20 protein-coding genes and 1 pseudogene are annotated in these 23,645 nt (G+C 61.1%); 4 read left to right on the plus strand and 17 right to left on the minus strand.

The window, feature by feature from the left end; all coding sequences use genetic code 11:
• Window positions 1-1,436 precede the first annotated feature (1,436 nt).
• The 13 genes and pseudogenes from AACY07_RS14115 to AACY07_RS14175 form a co-directional block, all read right to left on the minus strand.
• Entirely contained in the window at window positions 1,437-3,782 is a 2,346-nt protein-coding gene (locus tag AACY07_RS14115; protein WP_339475395.1) for a tetratricopeptide repeat protein, read from the minus strand.
• A gap of 24 nt (window positions 3,783-3,806) precedes the next feature.
• Window positions 3,807-6,287, minus strand: a complete 2,481-nt coding sequence (locus AACY07_RS14120) for a fused MFS/spermidine synthase (protein WP_339475398.1) — start codon at window positions 6,285-6,287, stop codon at window positions 3,807-3,809.
• A gap of 86 nt (window positions 6,288-6,373) precedes the next feature.
• Window positions 6,374-7,960: an arylsulfatase gene (locus AACY07_RS14125; protein WP_339475400.1), complete on the minus strand. Its 1,587-nt coding sequence runs from the start codon at window positions 7,958-7,960 to the stop codon at window positions 6,374-6,376.
• 51 nt (window positions 7,961-8,011) lie between these two features.
• A complete protein-coding gene (locus AACY07_RS14130; protein ID WP_339475403.1) occupies window positions 8,012-9,037 on the minus strand; it encodes an HAD family hydrolase in 1,026 nt (341 codons plus the stop codon).
• Complete coding sequence (locus AACY07_RS14135) at window positions 9,034-10,086, minus strand: hypothetical protein (protein WP_339475406.1); 1,053 nt, start codon at window positions 10,084-10,086, stop codon at window positions 9,034-9,036. The genes AACY07_RS14130 and AACY07_RS14135 overlap by 4 nt, the downstream gene beginning before the upstream one ends.
• Window positions 10,083-11,660: a VWA domain-containing protein gene (locus AACY07_RS14140; protein WP_339475408.1), complete on the minus strand. Its 1,578-nt coding sequence runs from the start codon at window positions 11,658-11,660 to the stop codon at window positions 10,083-10,085. Before AACY07_RS14140 ends, AACY07_RS14135 begins: the two co-directional genes overlap by 4 nt.
• A 1-nt stretch (window position 11,661) precedes the next feature.
• Entirely contained in the window at window positions 11,662-12,654 is a 993-nt protein-coding gene (locus AACY07_RS14145; protein ID WP_339475410.1) for a vWA domain-containing protein, read from the minus strand.
• The gene (locus AACY07_RS14150) at window positions 12,641-13,129 is read right to left on the minus strand and encodes a DUF4381 domain-containing protein (protein WP_339475413.1); all 489 of its coding nucleotides are present in this window, start codon (window positions 13,127-13,129) and stop codon (window positions 12,641-12,643) included. Before AACY07_RS14150 ends, AACY07_RS14145 begins: the two co-directional genes overlap by 14 nt.
• On the minus strand, window positions 13,126-14,076 hold the full coding sequence (locus AACY07_RS14155; protein WP_339475416.1) for a DUF58 domain-containing protein: 951 nt from the start codon (window positions 14,074-14,076) through the stop codon (window positions 13,126-13,128). The genes AACY07_RS14150 and AACY07_RS14155 overlap by 4 nt, the downstream gene beginning before the upstream one ends.
• Before the next feature lie 11 nt (window positions 14,077-14,087).
• Complete coding sequence (locus AACY07_RS14160) at window positions 14,088-15,068, minus strand: AAA family ATPase (RefSeq protein ID WP_339475419.1); 981 nt, start codon at window positions 15,066-15,068, stop codon at window positions 14,088-14,090.
• 24 nt (window positions 15,069-15,092) lie between these two features.
• Entirely contained in the window at window positions 15,093-15,611 is a 519-nt protein-coding gene (locus AACY07_RS14165) for a hypothetical protein (protein ID WP_339475422.1), read from the minus strand.
• Window positions 15,608-16,369, minus strand: a complete 762-nt coding sequence (locus AACY07_RS14170; protein ID WP_339475425.1) for a DUF2092 domain-containing protein — start codon at window positions 16,367-16,369, stop codon at window positions 15,608-15,610. The genes AACY07_RS14165 and AACY07_RS14170 overlap by 4 nt, the downstream gene beginning before the upstream one ends.
• Window positions 16,370-16,380: 11 nt before the next feature.
• Window positions 16,381-17,235, minus strand: a pseudogene (locus AACY07_RS14175) (transporter).
• 320 nt (window positions 17,236-17,555) lie between these two features.
• Here AACY07_RS14175 and AACY07_RS14180 point away from each other — a divergent pair.
• Together AACY07_RS14180 and AACY07_RS14185 are read left to right on the plus strand one after the other, a co-directional pair.
• Window positions 17,556-17,909 carry a hypothetical protein gene (locus tag AACY07_RS14180; protein ID WP_219261223.1) on the plus strand — a complete coding sequence of 118 codons (354 nt, stop codon included), beginning with the start codon at window positions 17,556-17,558 and terminating at the stop codon, window positions 17,907-17,909.
• Window positions 17,910-17,927: 18 nt separating this feature from the next.
• Window positions 17,928-20,291 carry a DNA polymerase II gene (locus AACY07_RS14185; RefSeq protein WP_339475427.1) on the plus strand — a complete coding sequence of 788 codons (2,364 nt, stop codon included), beginning with the start codon at window positions 17,928-17,930 and terminating at the stop codon, window positions 20,289-20,291.
• On the opposite strand, the gene AACY07_RS14190 is transcribed toward AACY07_RS14185, so the two are convergent.
• The 3 genes from AACY07_RS14190 to AACY07_RS14200 all read right to left on the minus strand — a co-directional run bounded on the left by AACY07_RS14190 (window position 20,288) and on the right by AACY07_RS14200 (window position 21,341).
• Complete coding sequence (locus AACY07_RS14190; protein WP_339475429.1) at window positions 20,288-20,566, minus strand: hypothetical protein; 279 nt, start codon at window positions 20,564-20,566, stop codon at window positions 20,288-20,290. The two genes, AACY07_RS14185 and AACY07_RS14190, sit on opposite strands and share 4 nt — an antisense overlap.
• 100 nt (window positions 20,567-20,666) lie before the next feature.
• Window positions 20,667-21,035 (minus strand): transcriptional regulator, encoded by a 369-nt coding sequence (locus AACY07_RS14195; protein WP_133077593.1) that lies wholly within the window; start codon window positions 21,033-21,035, stop codon window positions 20,667-20,669.
• Between the two features lie 3 nt (window positions 21,036-21,038).
• Window positions 21,039-21,341, minus strand: a complete 303-nt coding sequence (locus AACY07_RS14200) for a type II toxin-antitoxin system HigB family toxin (RefSeq protein ID WP_133077594.1) — start codon at window positions 21,339-21,341, stop codon at window positions 21,039-21,041.
• Between the two features lie 202 nt (window positions 21,342-21,543).
• On the opposite strand from AACY07_RS14200, the gene crcB (AACY07_RS14205) reads away from it, so the two are divergent.
• Window positions 21,544-21,924 (plus strand): fluoride efflux transporter CrcB, encoded by a 381-nt coding sequence (gene crcB / locus AACY07_RS14205; protein WP_133077595.1) that lies wholly within the window; start codon window positions 21,544-21,546, stop codon window positions 21,922-21,924.
• A 16-nt stretch (window positions 21,925-21,940) separates the two neighbouring features.
• A complete protein-coding gene (gene crcB / locus AACY07_RS14210; protein ID WP_133077596.1) occupies window positions 21,941-22,342 on the plus strand; it encodes a fluoride efflux transporter CrcB in 402 nt (133 codons plus the stop codon).
• A 65-nt stretch (window positions 22,343-22,407) separates the two neighbouring features.
• Here crcB (AACY07_RS14210) and kch read toward each other — a convergent pair whose 3' ends face one another.
• Window positions 22,408-23,583 carry a voltage-gated potassium channel protein gene (gene kch, locus AACY07_RS14215; protein WP_339475438.1) on the minus strand — a complete coding sequence of 392 codons (1,176 nt, stop codon included), beginning with the start codon at window positions 23,581-23,583 and terminating at the stop codon, window positions 22,408-22,410.
• Window positions 23,584-23,645: the final 62 nt, after the last annotated feature.

Below are 23,645 nucleotides of genomic sequence, written 5' to 3' on the forward strand. Positions count from 1 at the left end.
GCGCGCTCGAACGTAGCCTCGCACTACTCGTCAGCGGCTTGTATGTTGGCGCTTAAAAGTTTTGCGCAAGGTTCTGTGGCGTCTGCGAAGCATTTTTGCTTTTGCTTTTGCTTTTGCTTTTGCTGGAGCCACACGTATGTCCAGACGACGCGAATGCCCATCACAGAAGGCCGAACGCAGGTGCTGTTATGGGGGTGGCGCGGCAGGACGTCGCGGCGTGCCCCCATAACAGTGCCGGAGTGAGGGAACCACCGAGCCTGAGCGAGGCGGCCGTATGGTAGGGCAAGCCTTTTTGGTTACTTTTTCGGCGTCTGGAAAAAGTGACCCGCCGTAAGGGCGGAACCCGTAGAAAGTCGTGACATATCGAATGGATATGTACTCGACATAGGTGCGGGTGCATCGCAAAACAACTGGCACACGGGGTACATATCCGGCATCCGCGGTTAACTGAAATGATGGTTTCGCTCTTACAGCGAGTCACTTTGCAAAAGCGGCAAAGTAACCAAAGCGCTTTCGCCCCTGCGTACGGCCTTCGCTGCGCTCAGGTGTCCCTCGCTCCGGTCCCGCTCCGTGGGCCCGCCGTGACGGGCCATCCCTGGCCCAACACGGCTCTCCCGGCATCCATGCCGGTCGACCCACTACGCAGAACCTCCTCTCGGCCTCCCGAAGGGGCGGGCAGATCAAGAGCACTGCCCGCTGAGGCGGCCGACCGGCCGGCCTGGTCGGTGGGATGCATTCACGATCTGTAGCAGCTGACGAGCTGTGCGAGGCTGCGATCGGCGGCGTAGCCGTCGTAAAATCAGCCTCCCAGGTTTATCAGGTAAACCGCGTATTCCGGTTTTGCGACCGCTGCGCGCTCGAACGCAGCCTCGTTCTACTCGTCAGCGGCTACACGCGGGATGGGTGACGATATCCGTAGCAGCTGACGAGCCGTGCGAGGCTGCGTTGGGCTTGGTGCGCCACTGCGACGTAGCACTCGTGGAATCGGCTTGCACGGTTAATCAGGCACTGCGCGTGTACCGGTTTTGCGACCGCTGCGCGATCGAACGTAGCCTCGTTCTACTCGTCAACTGCTACGTAGAGGGATAGCCGACGAATCCTGTAGACGCAGCCGTCGTAAAACCCTGCACTGGGGTGTTTTTCTATGCAGGCTGCAATCGCCAACCCAACCCAACACATTCAACATGTCACAACCATCTTGTATGTTGGCGCTAAAACTGGACCCGTCTCCTTGCAGCGGACGCCAAGAAGGGCATGCAGATCAAAAAACCAGTGCATAAACAAGATCAACTGCCCGCCGAGTCGGCCTGCAGGCCGATCTCTTTAGCGAAGCACATTTCTCTGAGCAGGTCGGCTGGCAACAGAGTATCTACAGGATGGGCGCACTGTAGCCGCTGAGGAGCATAGCCAGGTTTAACGCCTGAGTTTACGACGACTCATTTCAACGCCACGTCCTCAGGGTTGATCTTTTTCCATGCCTGCAGTACCGCCTGTGCCTTGGGCTCCTGGCCGCTGTCGAGGTAAAACTGGATCAACGCCAGCCGCGCATCGCGAAATGCCGGTTGGCGTTTGAGCAGTTCTTCCATGTGATCACACGCCGGCCCGACCTGACCGTTCTGGTGCAATGCCACTGCCAGCACATAACGGTATTGGGCGTTGTCAGGTTCCAGTGTCACGGCCTGCTGCAAGGCTGACATGGCTTGCTTGGGCTGGCCCGCCCGAATCAACGCCAGCCCCTCGCTGTGTTGCAGCAGTGCTGTTTGCGGGTGCGCCTTGATTGTGTCGCTGAGCAAGGCCATCGCCTCGGCACTGCGGCCACTGGCTTCCAGCCACTGGGCCAGCGTGACCACCGCAGGGAAGAAGTCCGGGTCACGCAGCAGGGCGGCGCGCAGTTTGGGTTCAACCTCGGCATTGCGACCACTGGCCTGATACAGCATGGCCAGGTTGAGGTTGGACTCGGCCCGTTCGGCCAGGCTCAATTGCACCGTTTCGTATTCAGCAATGGCGCTGTCCCAGGCACCTTGATATGCCCCCAGGCCGTTACGCGCAGCCCCTTGCACGTTACGGGCGGCGATGATGCGCACCGCCCGCACGCTGTCACTCAATAGCGGGCCGAGCAAGGTGACGCGTTCGGTTGCAGGCAAAAAGGCGCTGACCGCCCGCACTGCACTTTCACGCACTTGAGGTGCCGAGTTGTTCAAGTCTCTGGTGGCCAGTTTCAAGGCGGACTCACTGGGGTAGTTCGCCAGTTCTGCCAACAAGGTTGCCCGTTGAATGGCCGGCAGGTTGCCGCGCCGCAATTGCTCGTACAACGCTTGTGCCGCACCGGGTTTGCCGCCGCGAATCAATCCTAAACTTTCGTCGTAACGGGCGGCCTGTGGCCCTTCATGGGCTGTCCAGAGCTTGAACTGTTCAGTCACCGTGTCTTGCGCCTTGCCTTGATGGCAGGTCAGGCAGGCGTCCGGGGTGCCGAGGGTTTTGGCCCGTACCGGGTGGGGGATGCTGAAGCTGTGGTCATGCCTGAAATCGTTGCCCATGTAGAGCTTGCCGGGCATATGGCAATCCACGCACTGCGAGCCCGGCTGGCCTTCGGTATGGCGATGGTGTTCGGTCGAGTCGTAGCGCTTGGCTTGCAGCCCCTTGTCGTCAATCCCGGCAACCGCTGCCTTGCCTGCGCTGTTGTGACATTGCAGGCACACACCATTGCCCGGCGCTTTCAATTGAGTGCTGTGAGGGTTGTGGCAATTGCTGCAACGCACACCCTTGTCGAACATTTTGCTTTGCGCGAAGGAGCCGTGTTCAAACACTTCATCCTTGATCTTGCCGTCCAGTGCATACAGTTCGCGGTTCAACACGCTGGGCAGATAGTCGTCCATCAGGCGTTTGCCCACGGTAAAACCATCTCCCAGCGGGGCACGTCGGGCGTGGCAGCGGGCGCAGGTTTCGATCTCGCTGGTGGCGTCCTTGTTTTTAAGGTCGACGTCAAACCCGCTGTGGGGCAGTCCGGTTTTGTCAGTCACTGCCAGCAGGTGATTGGAGGCCGGGCCGTGGCAGGCCTGGCAACCGACGCCGAGGCTGTTCCACTGGCTGTTGAAGCGGTTGGTCGCGGCGTCAAAATTGCGCTTGTAGCCGGTGGTGTGGCACTCCACACACATAAAATTGGCGTTCTGGCTGGGCTTGCTCCAGTGCAATGGATTCTTGAAGTCCACCCCCTGGCCCGGATAAAGGTGAAACCAGCGGTTTTTCTCGGTATCCCAGGCCACGCCCAGGGCTTGCAACCTGCCGTCGCTGACTTCGATCAGATATTGCTGCAACGGCGCAATGCCGAAGGTGTAGGCGACCTTGAAGTCGCCAGCCTTGCCTTCAGGTCCCGGCGTATTGACCCAGAACTCATCGCCCTTGCGAAAGAACCGGGTGTTTTCGCCTTCGCCCTTGAACGTGGCATTGTTGAAATCGGCCAGCACGGTCTGCGGGTCGGCCCCCTGCATGGCCAACTGGTGATGGGAACCTTGCCAGTCCTTGGCCTGGGCGCTGTGACAGCCCTGGCACTGTTGTTCGTCGACCATCTGCGCAGGGGACATGTGCCTGACCACGGGGGCCGTGGCCACCGCCTTGTGCTCAAGCACCGGCGTCACGACCGGGGCCGGGCGGTTGAGATAAAACCACAGCCCGCCCAGCACCAACAGCAACAGGACCGCGCTGACGGGTAACAGGTAACGGCTCATCAGGGTAGGGCGCGAATCAGGTTGGTTTGCAGCTTTTATAGTTTTAGTTTTGGGCATTGCGACTTCCGTATCCAAATGGCTTTAGCGTTCACCGACAAACCAGCGGTAATAGGGGTTGGCGCCATCACCGCGCATCACTTCGCGGATATCCCTGGCCCATGCCTCGCGGTCGCCATCGTAGGCATGCAGGCTTGAGCGGTAAAACTGCATCAGACGTTGCTGATGGTCATTCATGCGCGCAACAAACCCGGGCTCGGCGTTGAGCAAAAGTGCGGGGCGGCGCAGATCGAGCAACGCCGGGAGTACCCGGCTGATTTCCTTGGAGCGTACCCAGGGAGCGTACTCGATGCGTGGTTGATCGTCCGTGACGGCAGGCGCATCTGCAGCAAAACGTTCCAGCCCCTGACGATCTGTCACCCAGGTCGCCAGCAGGGCCGCCGCCGAAGCGACGCCCACATCCTGCAGGGCACTGCGCACCCCTGGCTGCTCGAAGCGGGCGTTGATGCGTGCGGCGTCCAGTTCAATCGGCTGCAGGGAGCCGACCAGCAGCATTTCGTGAAACTCGCTGCTCCAGAGCGTCGCGTACGGGAACACGTCAAGAAAACTGCGCACCAGCGAGCGCGAGTCCTCTATGTTCTGGGTCGGCAGCGGCAGCCATTGCGCGACAATCCCTTGAGGTTCCAGGCGTTGCGCGGCCAGTTGATAGAAGTCCCGGGAATACAGGTTGACCACCCCCGCAGCGGACGGTGGTGGCGGCTCCAGGGTGATCAGGTCGTAACGCTGGTTGCTGCGCAGGAGTTCCTGGCGCCCGTCGCGCAAACGCACCTGCAGGCCGGGGCTGGCAGCAGCACCGAAGTTGCCCTTGAACAACGTAGAGGCGTTGACCACCGAAGGCAGCAACTCGGCCACCACCCGGTGTTCCAGTGCCGGATAACTCAGCAGGGCACCGGCGGTAATCCCAGTGCCGAAACCGATGACCAGCGCCGAGCGTGGCTCGCCGTTGTGGATCAGTAATGGCAGCAGGGCCTGGATGCGCATGTAGCGCAGGGACGGCATGGCATCGCCGGTGTTGGATACGCCCTGGATATACAGGCGGTGGAAGAGGCGCTCGCCTTTACCTTGAGTCACCACGGCGACGGTGCCGCCACGGCCTTCTTCATAAAACGCCAGCTCGCCGTTGCGTGCCCCTGGCAGCAGCTCGGCGATGCGGTCGACCGGGGTCAGCCAGGCCACCAGCAGCGCTGTAATGCTTAGCGCAATGACCCCTTGGCGATGACCTTTTTTAACCCCGTGACCCTGGCGTACCGCGATAAACCCAACCGCTGCAGCGATGAGTGCCAGCAGGCCCAGCGTACGCACCAGCCCCAGCAAAGGGATCAGCACAAAGCCGCAGAGTGCAACGCCGACAATCCCGCCCAGGGTATTGAAGGCGACGACCGCGCCGACATCTCGCCCGACCCGGTCCGGGCCCACACACAGGCGTAATGCCACCGGGAAGGCTGCGCCCAATAGCACTGTGGGGACAAACACGATGCTCAGCGCCGCCACCGCAAAACGGGCGCTCATGCCCACCAGCGCAGTGAAGCCCAACTCCAGCACCAGGGTTTCGACCCGGGTTTGCAGCAGGATCAGCCAGCGCCCGAGCAGGGCGACTTCCAGCAGGGCGACCAGCCCGGCCCCGGCGATCAGCAAGGCAAAAATGCCCCAGGGATCGCGCAGGCGATCGACCCGGCGCGCCATCAGGCAGCTGCCGACAAACAAGCCGGTCAGATAGGTCGCCAGCACCACGGCAAAGGCGTAGGTGCGAGTACTCATGAATTGCACGATCGATTGCGACCAGACCACTTCGTAGCCCAGCGCCACACCGCCTGCAATCGCGTACAGCACCATCGCCAACCGGGCCGGTGAGGGTTGCGTCGACGGGGTGGTGGCAAGGGGAGCCGGATAACGACGCTGTACGATCAATGCGCCAATGGCGGCTGTCACGTTCAGCAAGGCAGCGGCACAGGCACTGCCACGCACGCCGAGGGTGGCAATCAGCACAAAGGCGGTAAGCAGCGTGCCGACAATTGCCCCGGCGGTATTGGCGGCGTACAGGCGGCCACCGGCCTGGCCCAGTTGCCGGGGCTCAGCCGCCAGTGCGCGGACCAGTACCGGCAGGGTGCCGCCCATCAGCAATGCGGGCAGGCCTACCAGCAACAGGGGCAGCAGCCAGGCCAGCAGGCCGACTTTTTGCTCAAGCCAGGCGAAGGGGGCTGCTGCAAGGCTCAGCCCCAGGGTGGTTGCAATCCCCAGTAGCGCCACGCCCACCTCAAGCCCTGCATAGAGCAGCAAAGGTTTGGCCAGCCGGTCGGCAAAGCGCCCGAACAGCAGCCCACCCAGGGCAAGGCCTGCGAAAAAGGCACTGATGCCGGTGGTGATCGCGTACACCTCGACACCGATCACCAGGGACAGTTGCTTGATCCACAGCACCTGGTAAATCAGGGCTGCAGTTCCAGAGATAAAGAGCAGCAAGGCAGGCATTAACGGCGTCGTGCGGCGGGTCGGGGAGGGTGACGGCATTGCGCGGGGGCCTTGTGCGGAAGGAGTTCGGGGATGAGTCGTGATCCCGTGTGGGAGCGGGCAAGCCCGCTCCCACAAAGGCAGGTTTACTGTGCTGGCTGATGTTTCATTTTTTCCGCAATCTTGGCGTCTACCGCTGCGCGTACCTGATCGATACTGAAACTGGGCGGCTTCTGGCTAGGCGGGTAATCGACGAAGGTTTCGAGGAAGTTGGCAGCCTTCATGATTGCCAGTTCGTTCAAGTAGACGTTTTTGGTGCTCCAGTCGTAATACTGATCGGAGACCACGTCAGCCCGTTCGAACGGGTCCATGCGCAGGTTGAAGATTTTCGGCACCCGCAGGCACACGAAAGGCTCGCTCCAGACCTTGAAGCCGCCCGGTTCGCGCTGTTCGCAGAACACCACTTTCCAGTTGTCGAAACGCATCGAGACCAGCATGCCGTCATCGTTGAAGTAGTAGAACTCGTTGCGATTACCCTTGGGTTGCTGGCCAGTCAGGTACGGCAGCTGGTTGAAACCGTCCAGGTGCACCTTGAAGTCGGTGCCGCCTGCCACCGGGGCCCAACCCTTGAGCAACTTGTCTTTGACATCGGCATCGCCCGCCACCGCCAGCAGGGTCGGGAACCAGTCCAGTCCCGAGAACATTTCGTTGCTCACTTCACCGGCCTTGATCTTGCCCGGCCAGCGCACGATCGCAGGGACGCGGAATGCACCTTCCCAGTTGGAGTTCTTCTCGTTACGGAACGGCGTGGTAGCCGCGTCCGGCCAGGAGAACTGGTTCGGCCCGTTGTCGGTGGTGTAGACCACGATGGTGTTGTCGGTGAGTTTGAGATCGTCGAGGGTTTTCAGCAGTTTGCCGACGTCGCCGTCATGCTCAAGCATGCCATCGGCGTACTCGTTGCCGGGCATACCACTCTGGCCCTTCATCGAGTCGCGCACGTGGGTAAAGACGTGCATGCGCGTGGTGTTCATCCACACAAAAAAAGGCTTGTCGGCCTTGGCCTGCTTTTCGATGAACGCTTGCGCTGCCGCGGTGGTTTCGTCGTCGATGGTTTCCATGCGCTTGGCGGTCAGGGCGCCGGTGTCTTCAATCTTGCCGTCGGCGAAACTGTGAATCACACCACGGGGCGAGGTGGCCTTGACGAAGGCAGGATCATCTTTGGGCCAGTAAGGGCGCTCGGGTTCTTCCTCGGCATTGAGGTGGTACAGGTTGCCGAAAAACTCGTCAAAGCCATGATTGGTCGGCAAGTATTCGTCGCGGTCGCCCAAGTGGTTTTTACCGAACTGTGCAGTGGCGTAGCCCTGGGACTTGAGTGCTTGGGCGATGGTGATATCACGTTTTTGCAGGCCCACCGGCGCCCCCGGTATGCCGACCTTGGACAGGCCGGTTCGCAACGGAGTCTGGCCGGTGATAAATGATGATCGTCCGGCGGTGCAGCTGTTCTCCGCGTAATAGTCGGTGAACATCATGCCTTCTTTGGCAATCCGGTCGATGTTGGGGGTCTTGTAGCCCACCACACCCATGGAATAGGCACTGATATTGGACTGGCCAATGTCATCGCCAAAAATCACCAGAATGTTGGGCTTCTCAGCGCCAACAGCGGTGGCAGACAGCGCCATCACTGAAGCCGCTACCAAGGCTAGCGGAGGTAACCACTTGGCTATTCGAGTCATGCAACTTGCTCCTTGTTGACTGGGTTAGTGCACTGCAGACGGCTGTTTTTCTTATGGCTGTTGCTCGTTCGCGCCGGACTCGAATGGATAGATGTGCCGCCACTGCGACGCCATATCGACGATAGTCCAGTTCTGCTGTTTTGCCTGATCGAGCGCCTTGTCCAGGCGGCCGATTGTTGAGTCCCTGTCATAAGCCCATTCGCGCTTGGCGTCGGTGTGGTGCACCAGGCCCATAAAGCGCGGGCCCGTGCCTGCAGCGGTCCACTGGAGCATTTGCAGGTCGCCGTCGGAGTTGCCGAACGCCAGGATCGGCCGACGGCCAATCACGCTGTCGATGCTGACCGGTTTGCCGGGGCCGTCATCGTTGTGGGCGATTTTGGCGGTGCGCAAAATGGACGGTTTGCCGTCCTTGACCTGGTACTGCGTGACAAATGAGGAGCCGATCACCTGCTCAGGCGGGATGCCGTATACCTCTTCGGCGAACACACGCATAAAACCGGTATCACCGCCGGACACGATGTAGGGTTTGAAGCCCTGGCTGCGCAGGTAAGCAAGTACTTCCAGCATCGGCTGGTAGACCATCTCGGTGTAGGGCTTGCCGCTGGTGGGGTGGCGGGCCGTGCTCAGCCAGCGCTGGACGTTGTCGCGAAACTCATCGGTGGTGAGCCCGGCGTGGGTGGCCATGAAAATTTCCACCAGGCCCTCCATGCCTGCTTCGGCCAAGGCCTTGTGGTCGTTTTCGATGACTGCCTTGAACGGTTGCCGGTCTTTCCACTCCGGGTGCTGGTCGGCCATGCGCCTGATTTCGTCGAAAGCGTACAGCGCTTCAAAATAGCCCGGCTGCTCGCTCCACAAGGTGCCATCGTTGTCGAATACGGCGATGCGCGCTTCGGGTGCTACAAACCCTTTGCTGTCGGGTGTGGTGACCGTCTGCACGAATTCCAGGATGCCTGTTTTGGTGGGGCCTTCGTTCCAGGACGGCAATGGATCGGCGGCCAGGGCGAACAGGGGCAGGGCAAACAACAGCGCCGCTACCGTCCGTGTAGCCACTGAGGAGGCAGGTGTGGATGTGTTCATTTCGGGAAGTCCTTTTCATGAACGGGGTTAAGGGGCCGCAAGCCCCAGGTTTTGCGCGGGGGGCGGGAGCGTAGCCAGTGTCGTGCCGTGGTGATGCCCTGTTGCATCCGGCGCCGGTTCAGATAGGCGAGGGCCGCCAGCAGCAGGACCGAACCCGCAGCCAGCACGGATCCGGGCAGGTACAGCCGGGTCGGCTGCCCCAGTTGCCTGAGGTCTTCAACGACGGAAAACACCGGGGTGTAGCTGCTGTTGGCCGTGGCCTTGAAGGTGATTGCCGGGACCTGGCTGGTGTGCACCGTGCGTTTGACGCTGTCCCACCATTTGACGCTGATCGCCGGCAGGCTGAAGTCGCCCTCGCGCTCAATCCGATAACTCACGGCATCGATGCGTTGTCCGCCGATGAAGCCGCCACGACCGTCATCCCGATTGCTCACCTGCGGGGTTTGCGGGTAGGCACTGAGCCCTGACACGCGGGTCAGGTTGGGGGCGGGCAGCGACAGGCCCTGGGTGTCGTCAGCCTGCAGCGTCAGGGTGCGGGTGAGGCTGTCACCCACCTTGAACGGACCGCTGTGGGCGGTGAAGGTCTGACTCAAGCGCAGGGCGCTGGCCACCAGTATCGGTTCGCCGGGGCTGAAGCCCGCGGGCAGGTTGGCGCGAAAAGTCAGTGCCGGGGTTTGCCCCGACAGCTCATGGCTGGCCTGGGCGGGAGTGGCGCGGACGGTCAGCGGCGCAACAGTGAAGTCCTGGGCCAGCGTCGGGGTGATCCGGTAGGTGTAGCGCAGGCCGCTGAACGGCTGCCCTTGAACGGTTTGCGAGAGGTGTTCGGCTTCGCCATCGGGCTGTGTGATATCGGCGCCGGGAAGGCTCAATTGCGCCAGCGTTGCACCGCCGGTGAACCAGGTGTTGGTCAGGACATCGACCTGTAACTGCAACGCTTCGCCGACCATGACGGTATCGCCCGGCACCAGGCGGGTTTGCACCAGCAGTTGAGGCTCATCGGCCAGCACCAGGCCGGTAAACAGCATGAGCGTCAACGCATAGCGCTTCATGGCGCCACCTTCTGGTCTTGCAGGCTGAATTTTTGGCGCAAGAAATTGGCCGGGGAAGTGGTCAGGTTTTCCAGCCATTGCTCATCGCTGGCCGCCTGTCGGGTCTGCAGCGGCTTGCTCTGACCCTTGCCCGGTTGCTTGTCGAATTTGATGGCGTCGGGTTTGACCTCGGGGGTGTTCTGTTCGGCACTGTCAGTGTCTTTTTGCAGTGCAATTGCCAGGGCCAGGTTGGCGCTGGCTTCGGGGAACTGTGGTTGCAGGATCAACGCCTGGCGGTAGGCAGCAATTGCCTGATCGAACTTGAAGCGACGCACGTAAATATTGCCCAGATAGAAGTACGCCTGGGGGGTGTTCAGCTGCGCGAAGCTGGCCAGTGCCAGATCGAAGTCGGCAGCGTTATAGGCGGCGATGCCTTTCCAGTAGGGGTCGACGAAGAGGTCGGCGGCCGCCGGATAGTGCTGATGTTCAAAGGCCCAGCGTCCTTGCTGGTCTCGGGTGAAGAACGCATCGGTCAAGGCATTGGCTTGCGCCGGTGCCGGCTGCAGGGCCATGCCCACGCCGATCACCAGCACGGCGTTCCAGTTCAGGCTCCAGCCGCGACGCACGGAAAAAAACGCGATCAACAGCAGTGGCCCGCAGAGCCAGTAGCCCGCGTCTTTCCACTGCAGTTCGCGCTGCTCATCGCTGGCGGCCAGAAAGTGCTGACGGGCGTGGCCTTCGATCCAGTCCAGGTCATCATCGTTGAGGGTCAGGCTGCCCAGTGGCGCGTCGGTCGCTGCGGCCAATTGCTTGAGGGCGGCACCGTCGAAAGAGCCCAGTTGCGGTCGGCCATTGCTGTCCGTGCGCGGCTGGCCGCTGGCATCGCGGATTATTCCGCCATGGGTGCTGCCTGCCGCCAGTACCAGCACTTGCAAGGCGCTGCCCTGCAGCAGGGGTTTGAGGCTGTCCAGCTGTGCCGTGTCGGCACCGTCGGTGATCAACAACAGGGTGCCGGGAGCGTTTTCAGCCTGCAGCAGACGCCTGGCCTGTTCGATCACGGCTGCCACGTTCTTGCCGGGTCGTGCGATCAGATCCGTGCCCAGGGCCTGGATAAAGCTGTCGAGCAGTTGCGGATCGTCGGTGGCGGGCAATACCAGATGGGCGCTGCCCGCATAGGCAATCAGGGCCGTGCGGGCACCGCTGCGTCGGGCGATCAGGTCATGGAGTTTGTGTTTGGCCGCTTGCAGCCGGGTGGGCTGCACATCGCTGGCATCCATCGACGGTGACAGGTCGAGGGCGATGATCAACGGGGCGCGGTTTTGCAGGAACGCCGGGCGGTCCTGCTCCCAGGTGGGGCCTGCCGCAGCCATGGCGCCGATGATCAGCAAGGCGCCGGTCAAGTGCACAGGGCGCAGGCGGTGCGGGTCCCGGGGGGTGATCAACAGGTGCGGCAACAGGTGCGGGGCAATGATCGCCCGCAGGCGCCGTTGCTGGTCATGGCTGCGTCGCCACACGACCGGCAGCAGGGCGCCGAAAACCGCCAGCAGCAGCCAGGCCGGGCGCAGAAAGTGGAAGTCGCCGAGGTTGATTTCCATCTCAAGCCTCCTGCCGTGCTGAGCGCTGGTTGAACCGAGAGGCCAGTAGCGCAAACAGGTGATACATCGCCAACAGGCTGATGGCGCTCGCCACCGGCAGCCAGAACAGATCACGCTTTGGCTGGTGGCTGAACGTTTTCACCTGATGGGGGGTGATGCTGTCGAGGGTGGCGTACACCTGATTCAGGCTGTCGCGGTCTTCGGCGCGAAAGTACTGGCCACCGGTGCTTTTGGCGATGCCCTGCAGTGCCGTCAGGTTGACCTTGGCCTCGCCTTCGGCACTCGGGTCGCCAATCCCTATGGTGTGGATCACCACGCCTTTGGCCGCTGCCATCGAGGCTGCACGGCTCACGGAGATGGCGCTGCTGGTGTCGTTGCCATCGGTGAGCAGAATCAGCACTTTTTCCGGTTCATGGGCCTGGTCGAGCAATTTGAGGCTCAAGCCAATGGCGTCGCCTATGGCGGTGTTGGGTCCGGCCATGCCGATTGCGGTGTCGTCCAGCAGCAGCGACAGGCTGGCGTGGTCGAGGGTCAGCGGTGCTTGCGGGTAGGCACCGCTGCCAAACACGATCAGGCCGATACGGTCGTCCTTGCGTCGCTGGATAAAGTCCTGGACCACCTGCTTGACTGCCGCCAGACGGTTGATTTTCTGCCCGCTGGCATCAGTGAAATCTGTGGTTTCCATGGACTGCGAGATGTCGATGGCGAGCATCAGGTCGCGCACCGGTTGCTGGCGTTCAATGGGTTTTTCGATCCAGACCGGCCTGGCCACGGCCACTACCAGTAATGCCCACACCAGCAGGTTGAGCAGCAATTGCCAGCGGTTGTTCTGCGCGCCTGACACTTGGGGTGTCTGGTCGACGGCGCGGCTCATGGCGTTGAAAAACGGTACGCGCACGGCACTGCGGGCTTCGCGATAGGCGGGCAGCCAGCGGTAGCCGAACCACGGCAAGGGCAGCAACAGCAGCAGCCAGGGGTAATCAAACTGCCACATGGTGTTGCTCCACCCAGCGTGTGCAGGTCTCGACCAACTGCTGGCGTTGTGTATAGGGCAGGGCGAGCAGTTGTTCATCCGGGGCGTAGGCCAGAAACGCCAGTTGCTGACTGAAATCCTCGGGCACGGGCCGGGGGCTGTGGCTGCGCAAAAAATCCTGCCAGGCGTCACCCTGCAACGGGCCTGCGACCTGCGGGCCGGGCATGGACAGGGCCACCCGTTTAAGCAGCGTGGGCAGCTCGCGCAAGGTACCCAACGGGTCGTTGGCCGCGCGCAGTTGCGCCAGGTGTTGCAAGGCCTCGCGCCGGTAGCGGTTGCGTCGCCACTGCCAGACGGCGCGTACGCCCCAGGCCGCCAGGCCGGTCAGCACAACCCCGAGCAAGGCCCACCAGCCCCAGGTCTGCGGCATATAGCTGACGGGCGCAGGCAGGGCCAGGGTTTGCAGTTGGTCAATGCTGGGGATAGGGGTGGTCATCGACGCCCCCCACCCAGTTTGCCCAGTTCGGTACGCAGCTGGCTGTGGGCATCCAGCGCGGTGCTGAACATCATCAGCGGCACCTGGCTGCGGCGCAGCAGGCTGGCGATGTCCTTGAAGCGCCCGCTGAAGAAGTCGCCCAGGGGTTGGCGTACGTACGCGTGCTGTACCGCCAACTCAACCTGTAACTGGCCTTGGGTAACCAGCAGGCGCCCGGCTTTTGGCAGGTTGAGCGCCAGGGGATCGTAGACCTGCATCGCGATGACATCGTTGTGGACAGCCAGTTGGCGCATCAACTGCAGGGTGTGCGCTCCGGCCCCGGCGAAATCGCTGATCAGGCAAATCAGGTGGTCGTGCCCGGCTACGGCGAGGCAGTGCTGCAGGACCTTGTCCAGCTGGGTGGCCTCTTCGCAGTCGGGTTGCGTGGCATTGAGTTCATGGTTTTGCCCCACGATCTTGCTGCACAGCGCTTCGACCCGCTTGCGGCTGCGCAGCGGGGCGATGCTGTCGATGCGCTGGTCGTTGAACACCAGGGCGCCGACCCGGTCGCCGGCGTTGAACACCATCCACGCTGCCAGTGCGCCCAGCTCGGCGGCGGTGGCGGATTTGAAACTGCGGCTTGAACCAAAAAACATCGACATGCGCTGATCGACCACGATTAATGCCGGGCGGTCGCGCTCTTCGGTAAATGTGCGCACCACCGGTTTGCCGGTGCGCAACGAGGCCCGCCAGTCGAGGTGGCGCAGGTCGTCACCGGGCTGATAGCGGCGCAACTCGTCAAAATTCAGGCCACGGCCGCGCAAGCGCGAAGCGTGGTTGCCCGAGAGGATGCTGCCCTGGGGCTGGCGCGCGACAAAACTCAACGCCCGCGCCTTGAACTCCAGCGCCATCAATTGCGCCAGGGACACGTACACCCGTCCATCGGTGGTCTGCTGTGGAGCATGCATCGGCCAGCTCCTCAGGCAGGGACAGCGACTTTATCGAGCAGTCTGTCGAGCACCTGATCGGCATTGATGCCATCGGCCACGGCGTCGTAGCTGAGTTGCAGGCGATGGCGCAGTACCGGATGGACCATGGCGCGCACATTATCGGGTGACACGAATGCCTGGCCGCGCAGCCAGGCATCGGCGCGGGCGCAACGGTCCAGGCCGATACCGCCCCGGGGGCTGGCGCCAATGGATATCCAGCGAGCCAGGTCGGAGTCGTAGTCGGCCGGATGCCGGGTGGCGTTGATCAGGTCGATCAGGTAGCGGTCAATGGCGGGGGCGACGGTGACCGCGCTGACTTCTGCGCGGGCCGCAAAAATCGCCTCCTGACCCAGGGCAAACCCCGGTGCGCTGTCGATCGCTGCGTGTTGCGTCTGTTCTTCGGCGCGTAACATGCGCAGCACTTGAGACTCGTTTGCAGGGCTGGGGTAGTCGAGCAGCACTTTCATCAGGAAGCGGTCCATCTGCGCCTCGGGCAGCGGGTAGGTGCCTTCTTGTTCGATAGGGTTTTGGGTGGCCAGAACAATAAACAGCCCGGGCAATTGATGGCTGTTGCCGGCAACGGTGATCTGGCGTTCTTCCATGGCTTCGAGCAAGGCGGCCTGGACTTTGGCAGGCGCACGGTTGATCTCGTCGGCCAGGATCAGGTTGCCGAAGAGGGGGCCTGGCTGAAACATGATCTGATTTTGCCCATCGACCTGATGCAGTACTTCGGCGCCGGTGATGTCCGAGGGCAGCAGGTCAGGTGTGAACTGGATACGGCTCATCTTTGCATCCAGGTGCCTGGCCAGCGCCTTGACGGTGCGGGTCTTGGCCAGCCCCGGCAGGCTTTCGAGCAGCAGGTGACCATTGGCCAACAGGCCGACGATGATTTGGCGGATAACCTCGTCCTGGCCCAGTACCGCTTCAGCGATGCTGGCTTGCAGGGCGTTCAGATCAGTGAGCGCTGTCATAAAGCATTCCTTGCTCAAGCATGATTACCAGGGGGCGGGAACCACCACAAACTGCACGTTGCCGCCTACGTAACGGGGTTGGTACCAGGTGGGGCCGCAGTGCTGATACGCCACATTGTTGGCCATCACCGACACGCAATCGGGGGGAGCGCTGTTGACCTGGGAGCCAATGGCTATTGCCGTGGCCGTTGTTGCCCCGACTACGGCTGCAGCGGCCCACGGGTGATACCAGTTATCCGGCGGCGGCGGAGGCGGTGGCGGCATGGGCCGTGGAGGCGGCGGCATGGGCCGGGGTGCCGGGTAGGGATGCGGTTGCGGATAAGGATGCGGTCCCGGTTGCGGGTACGGATGCGGACCCGGACCCGGCTGAGGGTGGGGTGCTGGCTGCGGCATGGGGTGTGGAGGCGGTGGGTGCCCGCCATTGTGGGGCACCACAAACGTGCGTGCGCCGCCACCTGCGCGCAGTTGCCAGGCCTGGGCGACTGCGGTGTGCAGCAGGCAGGCGCCGAGCACGCCACACAACAGCCAATGCAGGCGCTTCATGGTTGCGCCTCCAGCCTGTACTTGTCGGGGGCCCATTGCAAAGGCACTTCCTGTGCCCCCGGGGGGGGATCGAACTCAAAACTGCTGGCACTGATCGACGGGTTGAGTTGCCAGGTAAAGTCCACGCTATGGCGCGGGTGCTCGGGGATATCGCGGCGGCTGATGGTCAGGCGACAAGGCAGAGGCTGCTCGCCCTGGCGCAGCCACAGTTGCCAGTCGATATCATCCTGGCGCAAGGCGTAGTGATCACAGCGCTGGCCTTGCAGCGTGTCACTGCCCATCAGCACGGCTGAACGCAGTCCGGCCTGTCTGGCGGTGTTGGCGTTCCAGCGAAACAGGTCGGCCAGGGGCAACTCGATACCGTAACGGCTGTTGAGCAGGTCAATAAGGGCATTGATGCTGGCTGGCGCTGGAGCGCTGGCGTAGTAGGTGCTGGGGCTCTGGTGGAGAGTAAAGTGCTTGCCGTTGTAATAGAGCGTGCGGCGCACGCCTTGATTGTCGACCGAGACCATCAGTTTGTCCGGCTGTTGGGCCAGCAGCCGGGTGGTATGACGAAACTCGACGGTCTGGCCGTTTTCAAGCACCTGGTCGGTCTGGCTGCTGGCCTCGACGCCAAACTGCCGGAGGCTGCGCAAGTAGCTGCCCATCCGCTCCAGTGCCTGCAAGGCCGCGGGCTCAATGGCGATGTCATCAGCGGCCTGGACCTGGCCACCAAAGGCCAGGAGCAGACCGAGCAAGGCATGACGCAAGACGGGCATGGGGGCGGCCTCTACCAGACGTACTGCATGCGCAGGGTCCAGGTGGTGATATCCGGCGAACCTTTGCGTTCGGTCACGGTGTCGGAGTAAGCCAGCAGGCCGCCGAACTGGGGCGTGAGCATAAAGCCCAGACTGGCGCCTGCCAGGGTGCTCTCCTGTTTGTTGTCCTGCCAGTCGCCGTCGATCTTGGTCTCGCCGCCGCGGGTGTAAGTGGCGTCCAGCGAGGCCCAGAGGGCGCGATTGATGGTGTAGCTGTAATGGCCTTCAATGGCATACAGCGGCTTTTGCTCAAGCTTGCTGTCGCCCTGGTATTCGTCGTTGTCACCGAACAGCGAAACCCAGGTGTTGAGTTCAAGCCAGGTAGGGCCGATGGGCGTGCCAAAGCCGATTTCCGGTTTGAAGACCCAGCGGTTGGCTCCGATATTGATCACCCGGTTTTTGTCGTAGTCACCGGTGGGCGTCGTCACCCACAGGGCGCCGGTGAGAAAGGTTTCCGGGGTCCATGTGGCAAATTCCTCCTTGCTCAGGGCCGGGCCGCCGAAGATGTTGTGCGCCAGCACCACTTGGGCGTCGCCCATGCCGCCGTTGTGCTTGGTGCCGGTGAAAAAGCGGGCGTTGTCAAAAGACGCCGAGAGGTCGGCATAGGGTTGCAGGAACTGGATCGCGGTGTTGCGACCTTCTACGGAGAACGATCGGGCATAGCGCAGGATGTAGACATCAGCATTGAGCGACAGGCCGTCGATGGGCAGTGATGTGTCGATGGGGGTGTTGCTGTCGACGCGGTTGTAATACCCGAACAGCATGTTCAGGTCGGTGGGCGTGTTTTGCCAGTCGCGGGCATTGTCGGCTCAGCTTGCCAGCGGCATCAGGGCCAGCGTGAGTGCCGTGACACTGGCTTTGCGGGCGGTGCTTGATCCCATCGTATTGCTCCTTCAATAGCCCATGGCGCTCTATCGTCCGATGCGCGGCGAATTTATTTTTATTGACGCTAGCACTAACCCCGGGATTCGCTGTCGTGGTGGCTAAAAACTGCCGATTCTGTGGTCTGGGTCACTGTTAAATGACCAACGGTTATCTGCCCCGTAGACTTTGCTGGCTCTGGCCTGGGGGTTGAGTACTGGTTATTTAGCCACCTGTACAAGCTGGCTGCGTGATATCGTATTGGCCTTTATCAAGGGGATTTCCAATGCGAATGCTGATTGGCGTTTTGAGCCTGGCCTTGCTGGCCGGTTGTGTGTCTCCTGCGATGGACACTGCCCGCAGCAAAGCACCGGTCCGGGTGCTGGCGTCGGATAAAGCCACGGCGCTGGTCGCCGAATGCATCAAGTTTTCCTGGGAGGACGAAAGCGTCTTCGGGGTGGATGCCAGTGCCTATGTCAACAACGACAAGACCGGCCCACTGACGGTGTATACCCGTGGCGCAGAGTCCTTTGCCGATCTGGTGCCCCAGGGTACGGGCACTTCGGTGAGCTATTACGCCAAGCAACCCGGCGACGCTAGCGCCATGCGCCGTTTGGCGATGCTGGCGACATGCTTGTAAGTTCGTGAGGCTGCGACGGTGGAATTGAGGCAGGGGTTTGTCCTGACCCGGCACTGGCGCGATACGCCGTCGGGTATCGAAGTCGACTTCTGGTTGGCGACCGATGACGGGCCGCAGCACGTGCGCCTGCCTTGTCAGACCTCGACCGCGTTCATCCCGACGGTGCAGCTCGCTCAGGCGCAGACGCTGTTGCAGGATGAACGGGGTGTGGCGTTTCGCGAGCTGCAGCTCTGCGATTTTCAATCGCGACCGGTCACGGGCCTTTACTGCCGCCAGCATGCCCAGTTGATGGACGTTGCCCAGCGTCTGCGGCGCGCCGGGGTCGATGTGTATGAGGCTGATGTGCGCCCGCCGGAGCGTTTCCTGATGGAGCGTTTTATCACCGCCCCGGTGAGTTTCGGCGGCCGGGCCCAGGACGATGGTTCGTTGCTGGATGCCCGGCTAAAGCCCCATCCCGATTACCGGCCGCGCTTGAAACTGGTCTCGCTGGATATCGAGACCAGCGCCCAGGGTGATCTGTATTCCATTGCCCTGGAGGGCTGTGGCCAGCGTCAGGTGTATATGCTGGGCAAGGCCACCGAGGCTGACACTGCAGTCGATTTCGATCTTGAGTTCTGTGCGACCCGGGGCGACCTGTTGCTGCGCCTGAACCAGTGGCTGGCGCTGCATGATCCCGATGCAATCATTGGCTGGAACGTTGTGCAATTTGACCTGCGGGTATTGCACGAGCATGCCCGCCGGCTGGGCATTCCGTTGCTGCTGGGACGTGGGGGCAGTGAAATGCAGTGGCGCGAGCACGGCACCCGAAACAACCATTTTTTCGCCAGCGCGGCGGGGCGTCTGATCATCGACGGCATTGAGTCGTTGCGTTCGGCAACCTGGTCGTTTCCCTCCTTCAGCCTGGAAAACGTCTCCCAGACCCTGCTGGGTGAAGGCAAGGACATCAGCACGCCGTATCAGCGCATGGACGAAATCAACCGCATGTTTGCCCATGACAAGCCTGCGCTGGCGCGCTACAACCTCAAGGACTGCGAGCTGGTGACGCGGATATTCGCGAAAACCGAGTTGCTGACCTTTCTGCTGGAACGGGCCTCGGTCACGGGCCTTGAGGCAGATCGCAGCGGTGGTTCAGTGGCGGCGTTTTACCATTTGTACATGCCACTGATGCACCGCCAGGGCTTTGTCGCCCCCAATCTTGGCGACAAGCCACCCCAGGCCAGCCCCGGCGGCTTTGTGATGGAGTCCCAGCCGGGGCTTTACGAGTCGGTGCTGGTACTCGATTACAAAAGCCTTTACCCGTCGATTATCCGCACCTTCCTGATCGATCCGCTGGGGCTGGTGGAAGGGCTGCGCGAGCCGAGTGACGAGGCCTCGGTGCCAGGCTTTCGCGGGGCGCGCTTTTCCCGAACCCGGCATTGTCTGCCTGCCATTATCGAGCGGGTGGCCAATGGGCGCGAAGTGGCCAAGCGGGAAAAAAACGCCCCCTTGTCCCAAGCCCTGAAGATCATCATGAATGCGTTCTATGGGGTACTGGGTTCCAGTGGCTGCCGTTTTTTCGATACGCGACTGGCGTCGTCGATCACCTTGCGGGGACACGAGATCATGCTCAAGACCCGGGCATTGATCGAGGCCAAGGGTTACAGCGTGATCTATGGCGACACCGACTCCACCTTCGTCTGGCTGCGCAGCGAACACAGCGAACAAGACGCTGCCCGTATCGGCCATGACCTGGTGCAGCACGTCAACCAGTGGTGGCAGGCCCATGTGCGTGACGAGTACGGGCTCACCAGTGCGTTGGAACTCCAGTTCGAAACCCATTACAGCCGGTTCCTGATGCCCACGATCCGCGGCGCCGAAGAGGGCAGTAAAAAGCGCTATGCAGGGTTGGTGGCCCATGCAGACGGGCGTCGGGAGATGGTCTACAAGGGGCTTGAAACTGTGCGCAGCGACTGGTCGCCGCTGGCCCAGCAGTTTCAGCAGGCGTTGTACCTGCGTATCTTCAATCGCCAGCCCTATCAGGACTACGTACGGGATTTTGTGCGCGGCACCCTGGCTGGGGAGCATGACGAACTGCTGATTTACCGCAAGCGCCTGCGTCGTCAACTCAGTGATTACGAACGCAACGTCCCGCCCCATGTGCGGGCGGCGCGGCTGGCCGATGAGTACAACGACCAGCAGGGACGGCCCCGGCAGTACCAGAACGGCGGCACCATCAGCTACGTGATGACCGTGGCCGGTCCCCAGCCGTTGGAGAACCGCACCGCACAGGTGGACTACGACCACTACCTGACGCGTCAGCTACAACCGGTTGCGGACGCGATTCTGGTATTTGTCGACGACGACTTCAGCGCGCTGGTGGGCGGGCAGATGGGGTTGTTTTAAACGTCGCTGGCGGGTGGGGTGGCCTTGGATTTGGCGCGATCCTTGGCGGCCTTGGCTTCAGCGGCCAGGCACTCCAGGCAGAACTGCTCGGCGTAGCTCATGATGATTTCTGTGGTATCACCCTTGATCGTGCGCGAGCCTGCGAGGATGTAGCGCATGCGCTTTTCGGTCACGCCGATGCGCTGGGCAATCCAGGCCGGGGTCTGGCCGATGCGGTCTACCAGTTTGTTGGCGTATTCGGTGGAGTGGTTGTAGCGTTCAGCGTTGGGAAACATAGGGGGTCCATAAGCGTGGGGATAAAGCCGGAGGGCAGGGTACTCCTTTTCATCGCAATCGCCTGTATTTAAACCACCGGGCTGACGGGATACCTGGCGGCTAGGGTTTTGCCGGCCTGATCAAGCTCTCTGCCGGGATGCCAAACATCTCATGCAGTTTCCAGATCATGGGCAGCGTCAGCGCCCGCTTGCCATTGAGCACCTCGTAAACCCGGTTCTGTCTGCCGATAGCGGGTACCAGGTCGGCAGGTGACAGCCCGGACTGCTCCATCCTGAAGCGTATAGCCTCTATCGGGTTGGGCAGGTCCATCGGGAAGTGCTTAGCTTCATAGGCTTCAATCAAGGTAATCATGACATCGAGGTAGTCGCCCTGCGGGGTGCCTGGTTCCGGCTCATTGTCGAACAGGGGGGAAACAGCCTTCAGGGCGTCCTGGTAGTCTTGTTCAGTACGGATTGGGCGAATATTCATGGGTTACTCCAGTTCAACGGTATTGGCATCAATGGCGTCGTACTGTTTGTGGGTGCCGACGAATTTGATGTAAAGGGCGCTGAAGCGGTAAGCCACCGCGACCACGAGCCGATACTCATTACCTTTGATGTTGAAAACGACTCTGCTGCTTTTGAGAATGCTGGCATGGCGAAACTGGGCCTTGATGTCGGCGGGTGTTTGCCAGTCGGCCTGCCTGGCCTCATCTACCCAGCAAAGGAAGGACTGTTTCGAGCCCGGGTGCTTTTGCCAAAATTTTGTGAGCTGGCTGGTAGCAACAATTCTCATAAAATGATCCTAGTCCCACGGTGGGACTTTAGCAAGTGACTTCCATTTCAAAGCGGCTATTCAAATACCAAGCAACTCCCGTAAATGCCAGGCACAAAGTTCAAGAAAGTGTGTGGTGCCCCTCATGCTCCAAATCACGTGCCGCCTGGTATTTCTGAACTAGAGTTCCCCTCACTTACCAACAGACACGAGAGGGACTTTCATGACTGCGCTGGATGTTTTCTGGGTCGGACTGGGGGGCGGGCTGGGGTCGTTGCTGCGCTGGTGGATCGGGCTGCGGGTGGGGCAGTTGTATAAGGGCTCCTTGCCCCTGGGCACGTTTTTGATCAACGTCAGCGGCGCCTTTGTCATCGGTTACTTGAGCATCCTGTTTACCGTGGACTGGCGTGACCGCTATGGCGACTTCCTGAGTGCTGCCGTGCTCACGGGTATTCTTGGCGGCTACACCACGTTCAGCAGCATGCAGCTGGATGCTTCCAAGCTGGCCAAGGCCCGGGACCGTGCATGGGCGGCAGGTTATCTGATCATCTCGGTACTGGTCGGTCTGGCCGCCGCCGCATTCGGCGCCTGGCTGGCGCGCTGACACAGGAGCAAACACCATGCTGAACATGATTATTCTGATTTTCGTCGGCGGCGCGTTTGGCGCCATGTGCCGCGAATTTGTCATGCTGTCGGTGCCGCGCCTGGCCGACGGTTTCCCGATGGATATTTTTGTCGTCAATATCGTCGCCGCCTTCCTGCTGGGAGTGGCCACGTCGCTGTTCAAGAGCAACCGGATCAATCAGTACGTACACGTGATGGTCGGCACCGGGATCATGGGCGGGTTGTCCACGTTCTCCAGCTTCGTGTTCGGCGCCGTCGAAATGATGAAAGACCCAAGCGGTGTATTTGTCTCCCTCTGCTATCTGGTACTGAGCCTGGTAATCGGTTTTGTCGCCGTTGAACTGGGCCTGGTTGCCGGAGCAAAGGTCACGCCGCTGCCCGCATCAGACAACCCGTAACCAGGGTTGCAACGGCCATGAAAAAGCCCTCGTCAGAGGGCTTTTTTTGTATCCCGGCCGAAGGCTCAGGCCAGGGATGTACGCTTGCCGAAGAACATCTCGGTGATCAGGTCATTGTTGATCTCATCACCCTGCAATGTGCGCACCAGCAGCTCACTGCCCAGCAATGGCAGCGACAGTACCATGGTCGGGTTGACGCGTTTGACCTTGGGCATGTTCCGCGTTTCGTTGACCAGCGCGATGATCTGGGTGTCATCCCCCGCGACTTCCTTGGCCGCCAGAATGGTGAACACGTTCTCGGCGTCGCTGTCGCACAGGGTCACGATGTATTTGGCGTCCTCGGCACCGGCCAATTTCAGGGTTGAAGCGGCCGATGGATCACCTTCGATAATGTCGGCCTTTTCGGGCAAGTCGTGCTGACTGCCGGTGGCGCACACGACCGTGACGTGCTCGCCGCGATCGGTCAGGCCTTTGTAGACGTTTTGTGCCAGTGAACCGACGCCGACGAGGATGTAGTGATTTTTACGGGCCATGTGGGTAATCCTGCCTTTAACGATTCGTTGGATGTTGTTGCTGATCAGCGGGCCGGCAATGGACGCCACCGAGATCGCGAAGATGGTGATGCCCAGGATGATCACCGTCAGGGTGAAAAACCGCGCATCGGTGGTATGGGGCACGATGTCGCCAAACCCCACGGTCGACATCACCACAATGGCGAAGTAGAACGCTGACGGCAGGTCGGTGACGGGGGGAGCGAATCCTTCACCGATGTAGAGTGTGCCCAAGGTGCTGTAGACGATCAGCGAGGCGATGCTGACCACTGCAAAGAAGCTGCCCGTGGCCAGGCTGTAGTGGTCAAACCGGCGCCAGTAGAAGACCAGGACCGCAATCGTGAAGAGTGAAAAGAAGGTCACTGCGTCGGTTTTTTTAAGGATGAAAAAATCAACGCAGACGGTGGCTACCAACAGCAGTAATGCAAAAAACCAGCTGATACGCGACTTGATCAACAGCCCCAGGGACATCAGTACCAGTACAAACCCCACTACAAAACCTGGGATTTCCAGCAAGGCTAAAAAGCTCAGGGCCTCCTTCCATGAGTCAAACGAGCCGGAGACGGTATTGGCGTGAGCAATGCCACGCTGCAACACCGGCATGAATAAAAGAAAGCCATTGATCGCCACCAGCAAAGCGACTCCATAGGCAAAGGAGATACGATTTTTTACGTCCTGTAATAAAGTCATGGCACCTACGACGCGTCTATTGAGGGGTGAAGGGAGTGTAGGCCAGGTTTTCCTGGCTGCCA

This window comes from Pseudomonas sp. RL_5y_Pfl2_69 (assembly GCF_963970465.1).
Lineage (GTDB): Bacteria > Pseudomonadota > Gammaproteobacteria > Pseudomonadales > Pseudomonadaceae > Aquipseudomonas.

What these genes read in the sequence shown, in the direction of transcription:
- AACY07_RS14115 (WP_339475395.1), bottom strand. Translation starts at nt 3,782, where the DNA reads ATGCCCAAAACTAAAACTATAAAAGCTGCAAACCAACCTGATTCGCGC.
- AACY07_RS14120 (WP_339475398.1), bottom strand. Translation starts at nt 6,287, where the DNA reads ATGCCGTCACCCTCCCCGACCCGCCGCACGACGCCGTTAATGCCTGCC.
- AACY07_RS14125 (WP_339475400.1), bottom strand. Translation starts at nt 7,960, where the DNA reads ATGACTCGAATAGCCAAGTGGTTACCTCCGCTAGCCTTGGTAGCGGCT.
- AACY07_RS14130 (WP_339475403.1), bottom strand. Translation starts at nt 9,037, where the DNA reads ATGAACACATCCACACCTGCCTCCTCAGTGGCTACACGGACGGTAGCG.
- AACY07_RS14135 (WP_339475406.1), bottom strand. Translation starts at nt 10,086, where the DNA reads ATGAAGCGCTATGCGTTGACGCTCATGCTGTTTACCGGCCTGGTGCTG.
- AACY07_RS14140 (WP_339475408.1), bottom strand. Translation starts at nt 11,660, where the DNA reads ATGGAAATCAACCTCGGCGACTTCCACTTTCTGCGCCCGGCCTGGCTG.
- AACY07_RS14145 (WP_339475410.1), bottom strand. Translation starts at nt 12,654, where the DNA reads ATGTGGCAGTTTGATTACCCCTGGCTGCTGCTGTTGCTGCCCTTGCCG.
- AACY07_RS14150 (WP_339475413.1), bottom strand. Translation starts at nt 13,129, where the DNA reads ATGACCACCCCTATCCCCAGCATTGACCAACTGCAAACCCTGGCCCTG.
- AACY07_RS14155 (WP_339475416.1), bottom strand. Translation starts at nt 14,076, where the DNA reads ATGCATGCTCCACAGCAGACCACCGATGGACGGGTGTACGTGTCCCTG.
- AACY07_RS14160 (WP_339475419.1), bottom strand. Translation starts at nt 15,068, where the DNA reads ATGACAGCGCTCACTGATCTGAACGCCCTGCAAGCCAGCATCGCTGAA.
- AACY07_RS14165 (WP_339475422.1), bottom strand. Translation starts at nt 15,611, where the DNA reads ATGAAGCGCCTGCATTGGCTGTTGTGTGGCGTGCTCGGCGCCTGCCTG.
- AACY07_RS14170 (WP_339475425.1), bottom strand. Translation starts at nt 16,369, where the DNA reads ATGCCCGTCTTGCGTCATGCCTTGCTCGGTCTGCTCCTGGCCTTTGGT.
- AACY07_RS14180 (WP_219261223.1), top strand. Translation starts at nt 17,556, where the DNA reads ATGCGAATGCTGATTGGCGTTTTGAGCCTGGCCTTGCTGGCCGGTTGT.
- AACY07_RS14190 (WP_339475429.1), bottom strand. Translation starts at nt 20,566, where the DNA reads ATGTTTCCCAACGCTGAACGCTACAACCACTCCACCGAATACGCCAAC.
- AACY07_RS14195 (WP_133077593.1), bottom strand. Translation starts at nt 21,035, where the DNA reads ATGAATATTCGCCCAATCCGTACTGAACAAGACTACCAGGACGCCCTG.
- AACY07_RS14200 (WP_133077594.1), bottom strand. Translation starts at nt 21,341, where the DNA reads ATGAGAATTGTTGCTACCAGCCAGCTCACAAAATTTTGGCAAAAGCAC.
- crcB (WP_133077595.1), top strand. Translation starts at nt 21,544, where the DNA reads ATGACTGCGCTGGATGTTTTCTGGGTCGGACTGGGGGGCGGGCTGGGG.
- crcB (WP_133077596.1), top strand. Translation starts at nt 21,941, where the DNA reads ATGCTGAACATGATTATTCTGATTTTCGTCGGCGGCGCGTTTGGCGCC.
- kch (WP_339475438.1), bottom strand. Translation starts at nt 23,583, where the DNA reads ATGACTTTATTACAGGACGTAAAAAATCGTATCTCCTTTGCCTATGGA.